The sequence below is a fragment of the Cellulomonas xiejunii genome, assembly GCF_024508315.1.
GTDB classification, from domain to species: domain Bacteria; phylum Actinomycetota; class Actinomycetes; order Actinomycetales; family Cellulomonadaceae; genus Cellulomonas; species Cellulomonas xiejunii.
Map to the genome: position 1 here is coordinate 3133877 of NZ_CP101987.1, position 16541 is coordinate 3150417.

The window sequence follows — 16541 nt, forward strand, 5'->3', positions numbered from 1 at the left end:
ACGCGCCGACGACGACGACGGGAGGGGGACGCATGGCTTCGTGGTCGGAGCGCTGGGACCGGACCCGCGCCCAGATCCAGCTGCTGCCGCGTCCCGTGCGGATGGTCGCCGTCGCGGTCGTCGGCGGCACCGTGGTGCTCACCGGGGTGGCGATGCTCGTCCTGCCCGGTCCGGGCATCCTCGCGATCCTCGCGGGCCTCGCGCTGCTGGCCACGGAGTTCGCGTGGGCGCGCCGGTGGCTCGACAAGGCGCGGGCCGCGGGGCACGCGGGCGTCGACAAGGGCCGGGAGGTGTGGGGCTGGCGACGATCGGGCGGGGCTCCCGCTCCGGTCCGCACGGCCGACCCCGTCGGCCCCGTCGACCCGCGGGAGCCGGCCGCCGACTCGCGGTGAGCATCGGCGAGGAGCTCGGCGTACTCGTCGGCCGGGCCGCGCAGGCGGCGGCCGTGGGCATCACCGCACGGTCTCCCGGCCACCGGCCGCCAGCCCGCACTCGTACGCGATGATCACGACCTGTACGCGGTCCCGGGCACCGAGCTTGGCGAAGACGTTCCCGACGTGCGTCTTCACGGTCGTCTCGGACACGAACAGCTCGGCGGCGATCTCGGAGTTAGACGCACCGCCCGCGATGAGGCGCAGCACGTCGAGCTCGCGGGGGGTGAGCGCAGCCAGGCGCGGGTGCGGGTCGCCGGCCGTCGGCACGTCGCCGCCGGCGGGGAGATGACCCGCGAACAGGTCGAGCATGCGGCGCAGCACGCGCGGCGCGACGACCGAGGTGCCGGCGGCGACCGTGCGGATCGCGTCGACGAGCTCGTCGGGCCGGGCCGACTTCAGCAGGAACCCGCTGGCGCCCGCACGCAGCGCGGCGAACGCGAGGTCGTCGACGTCGAAGGTCGTGAGCACCAGCACGCGGGACGCCGGGTGCTCGGCGACGACGCGCCGGGTCGCCTCGATGCCGTCCATGCCCGGCATGCGGATGTCCATGAGCACGACGTCGGGCGCCAGCGCCGCGACCTGCTCGAGCGCGACCCGACCGTCCGACGCCTCGCCGACCACCTCGAGGTCCGGCTCGGTGTCGACGACGAGCCGGAACCCCATGCGCAGCAGCGGCTGGTCGTCCACCAGCAGCACGGTCGTCATCGTCGTCCTCCGCCCTGGTCCGCCACGTCCCTGCCGGCCGTGTCCCTGTCAGCCCCGGCCCCGGCTCCGTCCGCGTCGGGTCCGTGCCCGTCGGACGCGGGCACACCCTCCCACGGCAGCACCGCGCGCACCCGCCACCCGCCCTCCGGGCGCGGGCCCGCCTCGACGTGCCCGCCGAGCAGCGCGGCCCGCTCGCGCATGCCGACGAGGCCGCGGCCGGTGCCGCCGCCCGTACCGGGCCGTGCGCCGCCCGTGTCGGCGACGTCGAGCCGCACGGTCGTCGGGGTGCGCTGCAACGTGACCTCGACGGCCGTCGCACCGGGCGCGTGGCGCAGCACGTTGGTGAGCGCCTCGCCGAGGATCCGCAGCACCGCGAGGCGTACGGAGGTGTCCTGCGGGAGCGCGGTGTCCAGGCCGGTCGCGGTGATCGGGAGCCCGGCGGCGGCGAACCGCCCGACGACGGTCGGCAGGTCCACGTCGGTCGGCTCCCCGGGCCGGTCGGCGCCGTCGGACCCTGTCGGGCCCAGCGCGCCCAGGACGCGCTGCATGTCGGCCAGAGCCGCCCGTCCGGTGCCCGCCAGCTGCCGCAGCGCGTCGCGCGAGCGGTCCGGCGCCCGCTCGAAGGCGGCGTCGGCGCCGTCGGCGAGCGCCACCATGACCGACACGCTGTGCGCGACGACGTCGTGCATCTCCCGGGCGATGTGCGCGCGCTCGGCGGCGCGCGCGAGCGCGATGCCGTCGTCGCGCTGACGTGCCAGCGCCCGGTACCGCTCGACCAGCTCGGCGGCGTGCAGGCGTCGTGAGCGGGCGGCCGATCCCACCGCCACGCCCAGCAGCAGCATCACCGCCAGCAGCAGCACCGATCCCGTGCGGCTGCCGGCCGAGAACCTCGGCGCACCGCGGTACTCCAGCCACTCCTCACCTGACGAGGCGTAGACGCCGGACCAGCTGATGATCTCGAAGAGGCCCAGGTCCTCCCACCGCCACAGGGCGACGGTCACCGTGGTCAGCACCACCCCGAACACCACCCATGTCGTGGTGGTCCCGCGGGAGGCCGCGACGCTGTACAGCGCGCAGGCCAGGCACGCGCCCAGGATGCCCAGGACCCCCGCCACCTGCAGGGACACCGCGGCGGCGACGACGAGCAGGGCGGTCACCGTGACCGGGGCCCGGCGCCGCACGACCAGCAGCGCCGCGCCGACGGCGACCCCGACCAGCCAGGTGCCGGTCGCGAGGGACACGATCCCCGAGTCCGGCCGGTAGATGCCGAGGACCAGCGCGCCGTACGCGGTCTGCTCGATGAAGGCCGCACCCACGAGCCCGACGAGGGCGACCACGAAGGCGACCGTGACGTCCATGACCCACGGCCGGGCCGTCACGAGCCGCGCGACGGGGCTCGCGCCGCGCACCTGCTCCTCGGTGAGCGGCGGCTCGTCGTCGGTGCGGGGCGCCCGCAGCACGGCTCCACGTCGGATCACCGGCCCACTCTCCCACCCGTGGGCGTCGGGGCCGCGCACCGCCCGGGCGGCGGGCATCACCGCCCTGGCGCGCTCAGCGGACGTCATGACGGCCCAACCGGTAGGCCGCGGCCCCGAGCGCGACGACGACCCACGCGGCGAGCACCGCTCCCCCGCCCCACACGCCGAGCTGCAGGCCCTGGGAGGTGGCGTCGATCGTCGCGACGGCGGCGTCGTCCTCCAGGAGCCGTCGGCCCGCCGAGGGCAGCAGCGCGCGGACGGTGTCGGTGAACCGGCCGGGGTTGGCCTGCAGGAAGAAGTCGAGCAGGTAGACCAGGGCGATGCCCGTGACGATCGTGTCCGCCGGGCGGCGCAGGAGGGCCCCGAGGCCGAGGCCCAGCAGGGCGAACGCGACGCCGACGGCGACGAACGCCGCGAGCACGCGCAGCGTGCCGGGAACGGCCAGGTCGAGCGCGGGCGCCTCGCCCGCGCGCGGCCCGGCGGTCGCCAGGTACGACGCCCCCAGCGCCAGCGCCGCGGTGACGGCCGCCGCGACGGTCGTCACGACGACCTGCGCCGCGAGCACCGGCTGCCGTCGTGGCACGGCGGTGAAGGTCACGCGCGCGGTGCCGGTCGTGTGCTCCGACGTCCCGACGACCGCGCCGAGCACGAGGAACCCGATCTGCGCGAGCAGGAACCCGGACACCACGACCCAGGAGCCGGACCGGCCGTCCCCTGTCCGCACGAAGAGGCCGAGCCCGTAGGCGGTGAGCGCCGTGGCCGCGACCGTGCCCAGCGCGAGCCAGGGGTTCGACACGATGCTCGTGAGCTTGGTCCACTCCGCGGCGAGCACACGGGGGAACGTCACGCCAGGCCGGGTGGGCGCCCCGCGCGACGGACGTGCCGCCGCGCGGGGGGTGAGCGTGGTCATCGGGCGTCCCTCGCCCGCAGCCGGACGCCCGCGACGACGAGCAGCAGGACGATCCACGCACCGACCACCAGGCCGCCGCCGACAGGCCCGACGTCGGGTGTGCCGGGCATGCCCTCGCTCGAGGCGCTGGTCGTCAGCAGCGCGATCCCGGTCCCGGGTGTGAACACGCTGACCGCACCCGCGGGCGTGACGCTGTGCGGCAGGGCCATGCCGTTCGCGTCCACCCCCGGGTCGCTCATCATCTGGAGCGTCACCGGCAGGAAGACCAGCACCACGAGCGCCGTGACGAGCGCGGGGACCGTCCTGCGCAGCAGCGCACCGAACGCCAGACCGAGCAGCGCCATGCCGAGCAGGAGCACCACCATGCCGAGCATGGCCCCGGGGGTCTCCCCCTCGGCGAGCCGGAGCGGCATGTCACGCGACGCGGCCGCCGGCATGACACCCGCGACACAGACCGCGACGGTGACGACGCCCAGCACCAGCGTGAACGCCGTCAGGACCACGGCCTGCGCCGCCAGCACCGGCCACCGCCGCGGGACCAGCGCGAACGTCGTGCGGAAGGCGCCCGTGCGGAACTCGCCGGCCCCGTAGAGGACGCCCAGCACCAGGGGCCCGAGCTGCGCCAGCATGAGTCCGGTCGACAGGTCGCGCGTCGGTTCGAACCCGGGGTCCACCGAGGACGCCGTCGCGGACATGTACGAGATCGCACCCGCGACGACGACCGTGACGAGCGCCGTCCACCACGGCGAGCGCAGCGACGTCAGCTTGGTCCACTCCGCGGCGACCACGCGTCCGAACGTCGGGCCGCCGGAGCGCGCGCCGGCCGCCGGACGGGCGGCGCGGGGCACCGTCGTGGCGCTCATCGCGCACCGCCCCGGGTGTCGGCCGTGCGGTACTCGACGGCGTCGCCGGTGAGCTGCAGGTACGCCTCCTCGAGCGTGCCGGACTCGGTGGCGAGCTCGAGGACCGTGGCGCCGCAGCGACGCGCGGCGGTGCCGACCTCGTCGACCGACGCGCCGCGGACCTGCAGCGCCCCGCCCTCGGCGGGCGTGACCTGGGCACCTGTGGCGAGCAGCTCGCGGGCCAGCGCCTCGGGCTCCGTCGTGCGGACGCGCACCGCGCCGGCACGCTCGGTCCGCTCGACGATGTCCTGCACGGTCGCGTCGGCGAGCAGCCGCCCGCGGCCGATGATGACGACGCGGTCGGCGCACAGCGCGAGCTCGTGCATGAGGTGCGACGACAGCAGCACCGTGCGCCCCTCGGCTGCCAGCTCCCGGACCAGGCGACGCACCCACAGGACGCCGTCGGGGTCCAGGCCGTTGACCGGCTCGTCGAGGATCAGCGTCTGCGGGTCGCCCAGCAGCGCACCGGCGATCCCCAGGCGCTGCCCCATGCCGAGCGAGAACGTGCCCGCACGGCGGTGCGCGGCCGGCTCGAGGCCGGTCTGCGCGATGACCTCGCGGACGCGCGCCTTGCCGATGCCGTGCGTCTGCGCCATCGCGAGGAGGTGCTTGTAGGCCGTGCGGCCCGGGTGCACCGAGCGGGCGTCGAGCATGACGCCCACCGCGTGCAGGGGTGCCGTCAAGTCGGCGTACCGGTGCCCGCCGACGCGCGCGCTCCCGGACGTCGGACGCTCGAGCCCCACGACGACGCGCATGGTCGTCGACTTGCCCGCCCCGTTGGGACCGAGGAACCCGGTGACCGTCCCCGGCCGTGCCGTGAACGTCAGACCGTCCACCGCCGTCGTGCTCCCGTAGCGCTTGGTCAGCGCCTCCACCTCGATCATGGCGTCTCCTCGTCGTCGCGTCGCACCCTGCGGTGCGTCCGTCGGCGACGCTACGGAGACGGGGTGGGTGCCCAGCACCTGCCGGTGGAGGAGAGGTGGCGCGCGGCGTCCTCCTCCCACGGGAGGAGGACGCGGCACCGGGGAGGGACGGCACGGCGACCGTCAGGACACCGGCGCACGTGGGTCCCGACCCGTCAGGCGCCCGTGGGCTCGACGCCCGCTGCCGCGAGACAGCCGTCCCAGATCGCCGCACCCAGCCCCGCCCGGTGGCTCGCGGCCGAGCTGTCGCGCGCGCGCCGCTCGCTCACGTAGCGGCCCATGAGCGGCTCGGCCTCCTCGGCGGTCGCCAGCCACGCGAGGTCCACGGCGGAGTCCGTCACCCTCCTCGCCCCGGGCAGCCACACCAGCAGCGGGGTGAGGGCCGCGTACGCGGACCGGATCGCAGGGGGGTACTCCCGGGCCAGCCCCGTCTCCGGCATCAGACCCGGGTCGAAGGCCGCGGCGCGCACGCCCCGGCCGCGCCACCGCGCGTCGATCTCGTAGGCGAGCGCGATGCAGGCCAGCTTCGACGTCGAGTACCGCACCCTCCCGGCCGCCTGGTGCGACGGGGTGCCCGGCGGCGGCCGCAGGAGCGCCGTCATGTCGGTCCATCGTGCGGCGGGGAAGCCGAACGCCTTCGCGCCACCCCGGTGCGTCTCGCTGCCGATCGTGACGACGCGTGAGCCGGGGCCCATGTGCTCGAGGATCGGGGCGAGCAGCGCGACGTGCCCCAGGACGTTCGTCGCCATCGTGAGCTCGTAGCCGTCGGGAGACCACTGGATCCCGTCGACCACCTGGAGCCCCGCGTTGCAGACGACGGCCCGCGGGACCACCTCCTCGCGGATCAGCCCGTCCACCAGCGCCCGGACGCTCGACAGGTCGGCGAGGTCCGCGCGGCGCACCGAGACCGCGATCCCCGGCGTGGACTCACGCAGCGTGCGCGCGAACGCCTCGCCCCGGTCCAGGTCACGCACGACGAGGAGGAGCGGATGCCCCTCGCGGGCTACGGCGCGCGCGGTCGCCTGCCCGAGGCCTCCGGTGGCGCCGGTGATGAGGACAGGTCCTGTCATGCCGCGAGTACCCCCTGCTCGAGCGCCGCGGCCCGTGCCGGCCGTCGGTCAGCAGGTCGCGAGAGCCATCGGCAGCAGCAGCGCGTTGAAGTCCTCGACCGACTTCTCGCTGGTCAGGTCACGGCCGGTGACGCCGACCGCCAGCGACCGGGCGCCGTCGGGCGAGCTGAGGACGATGCTCAGCGTGCCGTAGGTCGCCCCGTTGTGCCCGTACAGGTAGGCGCCGGACCCGGGCGGGGCGCACGGGTCTGCGACCCGGAAGACACCCAAGCCGTACTCGAGCGGCGCGAGGGACCGCGGCGTGACCATGTCCGCGACCGTGTCCGGCCGCACCAGGCGACCGCCCAGCAGCGCGTCCGTGAAGGACATCAGGTCCGCCGTGGTGCTCGTGACCGCCCCGGCGGCGCCGAACAGGTCGGGGTCGCCGTGCCCGAGGGAGTACCACCCGGTGTCCGGGCCGGTGAACGCCGCACCGACGAGGAACGGGCCGTGGGACCGGGGCTCGTGCGGCAGCTCGGTGTGGCGCATGCCCGCAGGGCGCGTGACGCGGTGGCGCAGCAGCGCGTCGAGGTCCTGGCCCGTGACCTCCTCGAGCATCATCCCCAGGACGATGTAGCCGGCGTTGGAGTACGACCAGTCCGTGCCGGGCTCGAAGAGCCACGGCGTGGCGAGCGCCGCCGCGACGTGCTCGGCGTCGGTGTACTCCTCGCCGAGCACCCGGATGAACTCGTCCCACGAGGTCAGGTCGGTCATGCGTAGGGCCACCATGACGTCTGAGCCGGTCGGCAGGCCGGACCGGTGGCTCAGCAGGTGCTCCAGGGTGACCTCTGCACGACCCCCCAGGACGCCGGGCAGGACGTCCTCGACGGGGGTGTCGAGCTGCCAGGTGCCCTTCTCGACCTCCTGCATCACGAGCGTGGCGATCATCGGCTTGGTGATGCTGCCCACCTCGAAGCGGTCACCCGTGTGCGCCGTGGGCCGGCGGTCGAGCTGCCGGGATCCCGCCGCGCCCGCCCACCGCAGCCGCGACGACTCGACGCGCGCGGTGACCCCGACGGCACCCTCGTCGACGATCGTGCGCACAGCGGCGTCGAGCGCGCGCCGGTCGGGGCCTGACGGCGCCGGCCGGTCGGGGCCGTGGCCGCGGGCGGAGAAGGCGGTGGACGCCGACGCCTCCTCAAACGCGGCCCGCACGGCGCGCGACAGGGCCGCCGGGTCCTGCTCGGCCAGGGTCGGCGTGCCGACGGGCGCGGAGGCGCCGGCGGGTGCGGCCGCGGACGCGCTGCTGGTCGCCCCGAGCGCCAGCGGCAGGGCGAGCAGCGCGGCGGTCGCGGAGGCGAGGACGGTCGGACGACGAGGGCTGGGCGACATGGGGTCCCTTCGATCGGCGGCGGAGGACCTACCGTGCCGGACCGGTCGGACGGGGCGCAACCGACGTTCCGGACATGACCTCGCCCCCCTGCCCACCAGAACGAGGGAACGATTGCCAACCCGGCGCCCGACGCGACGGCCCGAACCGTTTAGGAGTGCTCGGCAGCTCTTCAGTCGGAGCGATCCCACATGACAATGTGAACCTTCACAAACCGCTCGAACCGGGATGTGAAGGCTCACATCGCCCTCGCCCGGCAGTCGACGTCGACCGCCGCCGCGAAGGGCCGCTCGACCCCCCGACAACTCGAAGGAGAGCAGCATGAGATCAGCACGTGCCCACGGGGCGCCTGCCCCGGCACGAGGACGCCGCCGCTGGGCGTCGGTCCTCGTCGCCGCGGCCACTGCGGTGTCAGCAGGCGCTGTCGCGCTCGTTGCCGCCCCCGCGGCCTCGGCGGCGACGGTCGACACCAGCGCGTCGTACGTCCTGATCAACCGCGGCAGCGGCAAGGCCCTCGACGTGTACAACCTCTCGATGAGCGATGGCGCGCGGATCACGCAGTGGACCCGCAACGACGGCTCGCAGCAGCAGTGGCAGTTCGTCGACTCCGGCAACGGGTACTACCGGCTGAAGTCACGCCTCTCGGGCAAGGTCCTCGACGTGCACAACTGGTCGACCGCCAACGGCGGCGCGATCGTCCAGTACACCGACAACAACACGAACAACCAGCAGTTCCGCCTGCAGGACGCACCCAACGGGCACGTCATCCTCGTCAACCGGCACTCCAGCCTCGCGGTGGAGGTCCAGGGCGGCTCGACAGCCGACGGCGCCAACATCGTCCAGTACAGCAACTGGGGCGGCAACAACCAGCAGTGGCAGCTCGTCCGCGTCGGCAGCAACCCGCAGCCGACCACGCAGCCGACGAGCAACCCGACGAGCAACCCGACGACGCAGCCCACCACGTCGCCGACCACACCGCCGCCGACGGGCACCTGCTCGCTGCCGTCGTCGTACCGGTGGCGTGACTCCGGCGTGCTGGCCCAGCCGCGCTCCGGGTGGGTGTCGCTGAAGGACTTCACCGTCGCGCCGGTCAACGGCCAGCAGCTCGTGTACGCGACGACGAACACCGGCACCGCGTGGCAGTCGACGGCGTTCGCCCCGTTCTCCAGCTACTCGCAGATGGCCTCGGCGCAGCAGCGGTCCATGCCGTTCACGGCCGTCGCGCCGTCGCTGTTCTACTTCGCGCCGAAGAACGTCTGGGTCCTGGCCTACCAGTGGGGCGGCCCGGCGTTCTCCTACCGGACGTCGACCAACCCGTCCGACCCGAACAGCTGGGGCGCGCACCAGACGCTCTTCACCGGGTCGATCAGCGACTCGGGCACCGGCCCGATCGACCAGGCGCTCATCGGTGACGACCGGAACATGTACCTGTTCTTCGCCGGTGACAACGGGCGCATCTACCGGGCGTCCATGCCGATCGGGAACTTCCCGGGCAGCTTCGGGTCGAACTACACGACGATCATGACCGACACCCAGGCCAACCTCTTCGAGGCGGTGCAGGTCTACAAGCTCCAGGGCCAGCAGCGCTACCTCATGATCGTCGAGGCCATGGGGTCGCAGGGCCGCTACTTCCGGTCCTTCACGGCCACCAGCCTGGACGGGCAGTGGACCCCGCAGGCCGCTTCGGAGTCCAACCCGTTCGCCGGCAAGGCCAACAGCGGCGCGACGTGGACGAACGACATCTCCCACGGTGAGCTGCTGCGCACCAACGCGGACCAGACCATGACGGTCGACCCGTGCAACCTGCAGCTGCTCTACCAGGGCCGCAACCCGTCCTCCGGCGGCGACTACGGCGCCCTGCCGTACCGGCCCGGCCTGCTGACGATGCAGCGGTAGCCGTCGAGGTCTGATCGACACCGTGTGCCCCTGCGGCTCGCTCCCTGCGGAGCGGGCCGCGGGGGCACACTCGACTACAGGGCCCGCACCTGGCCGCACCGCGTGGTGGTCGGCCCTCCTCAGGCGCCCTGCCGGACCACCTCGAACGGCGCGCGACCGGCCAGGCGTCCCTCGATGCCCGAGGTCACGAACCGCTTCGCCGCGGCGACCGCATCGGCCACCTCCGCGCCCTTCGCCAGCTCGGCGGTGATCGCGGCGGCCAACGTGCAGCCGGCACCGGCGACGCGCTCCTGACCGACCTTGGGTGCACGGAGCACCGTGACCTCGTCGCCGTCGACCAGCACGTCCACGGCGTCGTCACCGGGCAGCTCGACGCCGCCCTTCGCGACGACGGCGCGCGGACCGAGCTGCTGGATGCGACGCGCGGCCTCCGTGAGCTGCTCGACCGTCTCGATGGTCTCCATGCCGGACAGCGCCCGGGCCTCGAACAGGTTGGGCGTCACCACCGTGGCGAGCGGCACGACCTGCTCGCGCAGCGCGTTGTCGGTGTCCAGCGCCGCCCCGGCCTCCTGCCCCTTGCAGATGAGCACGGGGTCGAGGACCACGTGCCGCCACGGCTGCGAGCGCAGCCCCTCGGCGACGACGTCGATGGTCGCGGGCGTGCCGAGCATGCCGATCTTCACGACGTCCAGCGCGTACGCCGCGGTCGCGGCCTCGATCTGCGCGGCGATCACGTCGGCCGGGACGGGGAAGAACCGGTGCCCCCAGTCGTTCGCCGGGTCGAACGACACGATGCACGTGACGGTCCCCAGCCCGAAGGCCCCCAGGGACTGGAAGGTCCGCAGATCCGCCTGGATCCCGGCACCGCCGGTCGCTTCCGATCCGGCGATGACGTAGGCGAGGTCGACCACCTGGGTGCTCCTGTCGAGAGGTCTGCTGCGTACCGCACCAGCCTCGCACGGCGAGGGACCGACGACCCGCTGTGTCCACCCCGGCCGGGTCGACCTCCGCGACGCCGCCCGCCGGGTGCGCCGCACGGCGGGGCGACGTAGCGTCGAGAGTGACCGTGGACGCAAGGGGGCGCCGTGTTCGATCACCTGCTCAGCCGTGGCCGCATCGGCCGGCTCGAGACCCGCAACCGGATCGTCATGCCGCCCATGCACGTCGGCTTCGGCCGACGTGTCGAGGAGCGTGAGGTCGCGTACTTCGCGGCGCGCGCCGCCGGGGGTGTGGGCCTGATCATCACCGGGACGATGACGACCACGTCGCGCTTCGAGGACAACGAGGGGTGGCCCAAGGTCGAGGACGACGGGGCGATCCCCGACCTGGCGCGGCTCGCGGACGCCGTCCACGCCGGTGGCGCCCTGCTGGCCGGGCAGCTCACCCCCGGCTCCGGGCGGGTCGGCCCGCCGGAACCGGGGGGCGAGGTCCCGGTGTCCGCCTCCGCCACGCCGTGGCTCGCCGACCCGTCGCGCGCGTGCCGCGAGCTCACCACCGGTGAGGTCGAGTACCTGGTCGAGCAGTACGGCCCTGCCGCGGCGCGCCTGGCCGCGGCCGGGTTCGACGCCGTCGACATCCACTCCCACACCGGGTACCTCATCGACCAGTTCATGAGCAGCCAGTGGAACCAGCGCACCGACCGCTACGGCGGCTCGCTGGAGAACCGGCTGCGCTTCCCGCTCGAGCTCATCGCCGCCGCACGGGCGGCCGCACCGGAGCTGGCGATCACGTTCCGCCTCACGGTCGACCACCACATGCCCGGGGGCCGCAGCCTCGAGGAGTCGCTGCAGATGGCACCGATCATCGCCGAGGCCGGCATCCACCTGCTCATGGTCGACGACGGCGCGTTCGAGACCGTCGACTGGATCTTCCCCCCGTACTACATGGGCGACGCACCGCTGCTGCCCGGGGCCGCCGCCGTGCGGGCCGTGGTCGACGTGCCCGTGATGGCCACCGGCAACATCACCCCCGAGATCGGTGACCGCGCGGTGGCCGCCGGCGAGGTCGACTTCATCGGCATGGGCCGCGCGCTCATCGCCGACCCCGACCTGCCGCGCAAGCTCGCGGCCGCGCAGCCCGCGGCCGTCCGCCCGTGCATCCGCTGCAACCAGCTGTGCGTCGGCAACATCCTCGCCGGCGAGCCCCTGGGCTGCGCGGTCAACCCGGAGGTCGGCTTCGAGGCCCACCTGCCGGGGCCGGCCCCCGAGCAGCGGCACGTCGTCGTCGTCGGCGCGGGCCCGGCCGGGCTGGAGGTGGCGCGCGTCGCGGCGACGCGGGGGCACCGGGTCGACGTCTACGACGAAGCGGACCACGCCGGGGGCGTGCTGTGGCCCGCCGCGACGCCCGACTTCAAGCGCGAGCTGCGCCGGATGGTCGACTGGTGGCAGGGACAGCTCGCCGAGCTGCCGGTGAGCGTGCACCTGGGTCACCGCATCACCGCCGACTCCTCCGAGCTGCGCGACGCCGACCAGGTCGTGGTCGCGACGGGGTCGACCCAGCTGGTGCCCGCGAGCATCCCCGGCACCGACCGTGACGACGTCGTCGACGTCCTGCGGTTCCACCAGGGAGCGCCCGTCGGGCACCGAGTGGTCATGGTCGGCGGCGGCCTGTCCGGCTCGGACGCGGCGCTGGAGCTCGCGAACGAGGGGCACGACGTGACGGTCGTGGAGATGCTCGACGAGATCGCCCGCGACATGCTCGTCGTCAACCGGATCACGTTGCTGCGCCGCCTGGACGAGGCCGGCGTGCGGCTGCTGACCAGCACCCGCGTGCGGGAGATCACCGACGACGGCGTCATCGTCGAGGGACCCGACGGCGTGGGGACGCTGCCGGCCGACACGGTCGTCCTCGCGCTCGGCAGCCGGCCGCGCACGGACCTGTTCACCGAGCTGACCGCCGCCGGGCTCCCGGTGCAGGCGGTCGGGGACTGCGTGGAGCCGGCCAAGGTGGGCGAGGCGGTGAACTCGGCGTACGCGCTGGCCGCGCAGCTCTGAGCCTGCGCGGATCCGCAGCGTCCGGACGGCACGGGCCGCGCGCTCCCAGGCGCGCGCCGTACGATCCCGAGCGTGCCAACCGTTCCCGTCATCCGCGTCAGCGCCGTCGTCCTGCGACGGCCGACGGGTGAGGTCCTCACCGTGCGCAAGCGCGGCACGCAGCGCTTCATGCTCCCGGGCGGCAAGCCGGAACCCGGTGAGAGCGCCGCACGGACGGCCGTGCGCGAGGCGTACGAGGAGGTCGGCGCCGTGCTCGACGAGGCGCGGCTGCACGCGATCGGCACGTTCCGCGCCGCGGCGGCGAACGAGGCGGGGCACGAGGTCCTCGGCACGGTCTTCGAGCACCCGTACACCGGCGCCCCGGCGGCGGCGGGCGAGATCGAGGAGCTGCGCTGGCTCGACCCGTCCGGCGACCTGCCCGACGACCTCGCTCCCCTGCTCGTCGGACACGTGCTGCCGGCCCTGGCCGGGACGACCCCGCCGGCCTGATCCGCGCGGACGGTCGCGACGGGTCCACCGACGTGCGCCAGGATGAGCCCGTGAGCGAGCCCCCCACCTTCACCGTCGCCGACCTCGAGGCCGAGCCCCGGCTCGACCTCCCGGCATTCACGCAGGACGACGCCGTGGACCTCGGCCTGCTGGCCGTCGCCGTGGCCCGCGAGCGCGGCGCGAACCTCGCGGTGCGCGTCGAGCTGAGCGGCCAGACGGTGTTCGTGGCCATGACCGGGTCGACGGGTGAGGGCAACGTGCCGTGGCTCGAGGGCAAGGCGCGGGTCGCGCACCGCTTCGGTGAGCCGTCGCTGCTGGTGCGACGGCGCCATGAGGCAGCGGGCACGCCGTTCGAGCAGCGTGCCGACGTCGACCACGACCTGCTCAGGGCGCACGGCGGCGCGGTCCCGCTGCGTGTCGACGGCGAGGTCGTGGGCACGCTGACGACCTCGGGCGAGCCGGACGTCGTCGACCACGCCGTGGCAGCGGAGGCCGTGCGCCGCTACCTGGCGACACGCACCGGCTGACGCGTCGCTCACGAGGCCTCGCCGACGCCGACGGTTGGGCGAGGACCGGAGCCGTGCGGCTGGTCCGTCCTTTCGGGCACGGGGCGTCGAGACATCTGGGAGCCTGACCGCGGATCCGGAGCCATCCAGAAAGAGTGACAGCGGCGCCGCTTATCCATCTTTAGCGGGGATCCAGCGATAGGCTCACGCCGTGGACACGGATCACGCTGCACGGCAGGACCGCTGGCCCGCGCTCGGTTGGGAGCAGCGGCCGTGGCGGTCGACGGTGGCTCGGGACCTGCTGTCCCGCTCGCAGCGCGACGAGATGTCGCAGCCGTACCGCGCGGCGGTGCCCCCTGCGGTCGCCGACCTCGACGTGCGCCTGCCCCGCAGCACGGCAGCCGCAGCCGAGGAGGCGTCCGTGCTGGTCCGTGACTTCGACGCGGAGGTCGGCGCCGACATCGCGCCGTTCGCCGCCATCCTGCTGCGCTCGGAGTCGGCGTCGTCGTCCCAGATCGAGAACCTCACGTCAGGGGCCCGGCAGATCGCTCTCGCCGAGCTCGGGGAGGACGCGAGGCGGAACGCCACCGAGGTCGTGGGCAACGTCCACGCGATGCAAGCCGCAGTGGCGATGTCCGAGCGCGTGGATGCCGCGTCGGTGCTCGCGATGCACCACGCCCTCATGGAGACGACCGAGCAGCAGATCGCCGGGCGCTGGCGCACCGAGCAGGTCTGGATCGGGGGCAGCGGGTTCTCCCCCCACCGGGCCGCGTTCGTCCCGCCGCATCCGGAGCGCGTGCCGGCGGCCATCGACGACCTGGTCGCCTTCTGCCGACGCGACGACGTCCCGGCCCTCCAGCACGCCGCAGTCGCTCACGCGCAGTTCGAGACGATCCACCCCTTCGTCGACGGCAACGGGCGGACCGGGCGCGCACTGATCCACGCGCTGCTGCGCCACCGGGCGCTGACCCGGACGGTCACCGTGCCCGTGTCCGCCGGGCTCCTGGTGGACGTGCGGCGCTACTTCGACGCGCTCACCGCCTACCGGGAGGGTGACCTCGCGCCGATCGTGGACGCGATGGCGCAGGCGTCGGCGGACGCCGTGGTCAACGGGCGCCAGCTCGTCGCCGACCTGCGCGAGGTGCGCGCCGGGTGGGCCGACCGCACGAGAGCCCGCACCGACGCGACCGTGTGGCCGCTCATGGACCTGGTGCTGCGTCAGCCGGTCCTCGGCACGGCCCTCGTCCAGCGTGAGCTGGGGGTGTCGCACACCAACGCGATGAAGGCGATCGGTCGCCTGGTCGAGGTCGGCGCGCTCAGCCAGGTGGGCGGTCGGCGCCGGTCGATCCTGTGGCAGTCGGCACAGGTGCTCTCAGCGCTCGACGCCTTCGCGGCGCGAGCCGGGCGCCGGTCGGTCGGCCTCTGACCGTCCTGGCAGGGCGGGCGAGCACACCCGACCGGCTTGCATGCCGCCTGGTCACAGGCCTCCGGCGGGCGTCAGTGCCGCCGTCAGCCGGGCCAGCCCGTACTCGAACGCCTCGTCCAGATCGCCGCCGAGGCGGAACGCGCCGGCCAGCTCCATGGTGAGGAACCCGGTCGCCCACGCCGTGACGAGCCGGGCGGCCTCCAGCGCCTCTCCCGGGCCGACCAGGTCGGCCGCGATGCGCAGCACCGGCTCGCTCGCGCGGGCCAGGGACGCGGGGTCGGCACCAGCGGACTGGATGAGGCGGAACCCCTGCCGACACTCGTGCGCGAACGCGCGGTAGGTGCGGGCGATGTCGGCGAGCGTGGCCGCCGGCTCGAGGCGCCGTGCCACCTCGTCGACCGCGGCGACGGCGACCAGCGCGAGCAGGGCGTCGCGGTCGCGGACGCGCTTGTACAGCGACGGGGCGCGCACCCCGACCTTCACGGCGACGGCCTGCATCGTCAGCCCCGAGAGCCCCTCTGCCTCCAGGACCGCCCAGGCCGCCGCCACGATCTCCTCGAGCGACGTGCGGTCCGGCGTGGGCATGGAATCTCCTCATGGCTATTGACGTTAGCCATGATGGCTAACTACCGTAGCCATTCTTACCACGCGACCCGCCACGAGGGGCACCCATGAAGCTCGGCCCGCACCTGCACCGCATCGGCAACGACGTCGTCGCCGCCTACCTGGTCGACACCGAGGAGGGCGTGACGGTCGTCGACGCCGGCCTCGCCGGGCACTGGTCGGAGCTGCTCACCGAGCTCGCCGCCATGGGCCGCACCCTCGACGACGTGCGCGGCGTGGTCCTGACGCACGGCGACACCGACCACATCGGGTTCGCCGAGCGGCTGCGGCGCGAGCACGGCGTACCGGTGTACGTGCACGCCGCCGACGCCGACCGCGCGCGCGGTGGCGACAAGCCCACGGCCGCCTTCGGCCGGTGGCGCCCCGGCGCCGTCCTGGGCTTCCTCGCGTACTCCCTGCGCAAGGGCGGCCTGCGGACCACCTACCTGACCGAGGTGACGGAGGTCCACGACGGCGACGTGCTGCCCCTGCCCGGGGCCCCGCGGGTCGTCGGCATGCCGGGCCACTCCCCCGGCAGCATCGCCGTGCACGTGCCCGTCGCGGACGCCGTCATGGTCGGCGACGCGCTCACGACGCGCGACGTCCTGACGGGCCGCACCGGCCCGGGACCGGCCCCGTTCACGGACGACCCGGCGCAGGCGCTCGACTCCCTGGCGCGGCTCGCCGGCCTGCGCGCCACGTGGCTGCTGCCCGGCCACGGCGCACCGTGGCGCGGCGACCTGGCGGCGCTGCCGGACGAGGTGCGGGCGGTCGCGGCTGCTCAGGGCTGATGCTCGTGGACACCGGGCGGCCCACGTGACCCCGTCACCGCGCGGG

16 protein-coding genes are annotated in these 16541 nt (G+C 74.3%); 7 read left to right on the forward strand and 9 right to left on the reverse strand.

Annotated elements, in window-relative coordinates; all coding sequences use genetic code 11:
• Positions 1 to 32 precede the first annotated feature (32 nt).
• A complete protein-coding gene (locus NP048_RS14380) occupies positions 33 to 392 on the forward strand; it encodes a PGPGW domain-containing protein (RefSeq protein WP_227576304.1) in 360 nt (119 codons plus the stop codon).
• A 60-nt stretch (positions 393 to 452) separates the two neighbouring features.
• Here the strand turns inward: NP048_RS14380 and NP048_RS14385 are convergent, their stop codons facing one another.
• From NP048_RS14385 to NP048_RS14415, 7 genes are all read right to left on the reverse strand, one after another.
• Positions 453 to 1139, reverse strand: a complete 687-nt coding sequence (locus NP048_RS14385; RefSeq protein ID WP_227576305.1) for a response regulator — start codon at positions 1137 to 1139, stop codon at positions 453 to 455.
• Positions 1136 to 2617: a sensor histidine kinase gene (locus NP048_RS14390; RefSeq protein WP_227576306.1), complete on the reverse strand. Its 1482-nt coding sequence runs from the start codon at positions 2615 to 2617 to the stop codon at positions 1136 to 1138. Before NP048_RS14390 ends, NP048_RS14385 begins: the two co-directional genes overlap by 4 nt.
• Before the next feature lie 73 nt (positions 2618 to 2690).
• On the reverse strand, positions 2691 to 3527 hold the full coding sequence (locus NP048_RS14395; protein WP_227576307.1) for a hypothetical protein: 837 nt from the start codon (positions 3525 to 3527) through the stop codon (positions 2691 to 2693).
• Positions 3524 to 4390, reverse strand: a complete 867-nt coding sequence (locus tag NP048_RS14400) for an ABC transporter permease subunit (protein ID WP_227576308.1) — start codon at positions 4388 to 4390, stop codon at positions 3524 to 3526. The genes NP048_RS14395 and NP048_RS14400 overlap by 4 nt, the downstream gene beginning before the upstream one ends.
• Positions 4387 to 5313 carry an ABC transporter ATP-binding protein gene (locus NP048_RS14405; protein WP_227576309.1) on the reverse strand — a complete coding sequence of 309 codons (927 nt, stop codon included), beginning with the start codon at positions 5311 to 5313 and terminating at the stop codon, positions 4387 to 4389. The genes NP048_RS14400 and NP048_RS14405 overlap by 4 nt, the downstream gene beginning before the upstream one ends.
• Positions 5314 to 5507: 194 nt before the next feature.
• On the reverse strand, positions 5508 to 6422 hold the full coding sequence (locus tag NP048_RS14410) for an SDR family NAD(P)-dependent oxidoreductase (RefSeq protein ID WP_227576310.1): 915 nt from the start codon (positions 6420 to 6422) through the stop codon (positions 5508 to 5510).
• A gap of 48 nt (positions 6423 to 6470) precedes the next feature.
• Positions 6471 to 7793, reverse strand: a complete 1323-nt coding sequence (locus NP048_RS14415; RefSeq protein ID WP_227576311.1) for a serine hydrolase domain-containing protein — start codon at positions 7791 to 7793, stop codon at positions 6471 to 6473.
• A 319-nt stretch (positions 7794 to 8112) separates the two neighbouring features.
• On the opposite strand from NP048_RS14415, the gene NP048_RS14420 reads away from it, so the two are divergent.
• Positions 8113 to 9687, forward strand: coding sequence for a non-reducing end alpha-L-arabinofuranosidase family hydrolase (locus NP048_RS14420; protein ID WP_227576312.1), 1575 nt, complete (start codon positions 8113 to 8115; stop codon positions 9685 to 9687).
• A gap of 119 nt (positions 9688 to 9806) precedes the next feature.
• On the opposite strand, the gene thiD is transcribed toward NP048_RS14420, so the two are convergent.
• Positions 9807 to 10598 carry a bifunctional hydroxymethylpyrimidine kinase/phosphomethylpyrimidine kinase gene (gene thiD / locus NP048_RS14425; protein ID WP_227576313.1) on the reverse strand — a complete coding sequence of 264 codons (792 nt, stop codon included), beginning with the start codon at positions 10596 to 10598 and terminating at the stop codon, positions 9807 to 9809.
• Positions 10599 to 10772: 174 nt separating this feature from the next.
• Here thiD and NP048_RS14430 point away from each other — a divergent pair, with 174 nt between their 5' ends.
• The 4 genes from NP048_RS14430 to NP048_RS14445 all read left to right on the forward strand — a co-directional run bounded on the left by NP048_RS14430 (position 10773) and on the right by NP048_RS14445 (position 15101).
• Positions 10773 to 12680 (forward strand): oxidoreductase, encoded by a 1908-nt coding sequence (locus tag NP048_RS14430; RefSeq protein WP_227576314.1) that lies wholly within the window; start codon positions 10773 to 10775, stop codon positions 12678 to 12680.
• Positions 12681 to 12752: 72 nt separating this feature from the next.
• On the forward strand, positions 12753 to 13169 hold the full coding sequence (locus tag NP048_RS14435; RefSeq protein ID WP_227576315.1) for an NUDIX hydrolase: 417 nt from the start codon (positions 12753 to 12755) through the stop codon (positions 13167 to 13169).
• Positions 13170 to 13219: 50 nt separating this feature from the next.
• The gene (locus NP048_RS14440) at positions 13220 to 13696 is read left to right on the forward strand and encodes a heme-degrading domain-containing protein (RefSeq protein WP_227576316.1); all 477 of its coding nucleotides are present in this window, start codon (positions 13220 to 13222) and stop codon (positions 13694 to 13696) included.
• A 190-nt stretch (positions 13697 to 13886) separates the two neighbouring features.
• Positions 13887 to 15101 (forward strand): Fic family protein, encoded by a 1215-nt coding sequence (locus NP048_RS14445; RefSeq protein WP_227576317.1) that lies wholly within the window; start codon positions 13887 to 13889, stop codon positions 15099 to 15101.
• A gap of 51 nt (positions 15102 to 15152) precedes the next feature.
• Here NP048_RS14445 and NP048_RS14450 read toward each other — a convergent pair whose 3' ends face one another.
• Positions 15153 to 15686 (reverse strand): TetR/AcrR family transcriptional regulator, encoded by a 534-nt coding sequence (locus NP048_RS14450; protein ID WP_227576318.1) that lies wholly within the window; start codon positions 15684 to 15686, stop codon positions 15153 to 15155.
• Positions 15687 to 15772: 86 nt separating this feature from the next.
• Here NP048_RS14450 and NP048_RS14455 point away from each other — a divergent pair, with 86 nt between their 5' ends.
• Complete coding sequence (locus NP048_RS14455) at positions 15773 to 16495, forward strand: MBL fold metallo-hydrolase (protein WP_227576319.1); 723 nt, start codon at positions 15773 to 15775, stop codon at positions 16493 to 16495.
• The last annotated feature ends 46 nt before the right edge of the window (positions 16496 to 16541 follow it).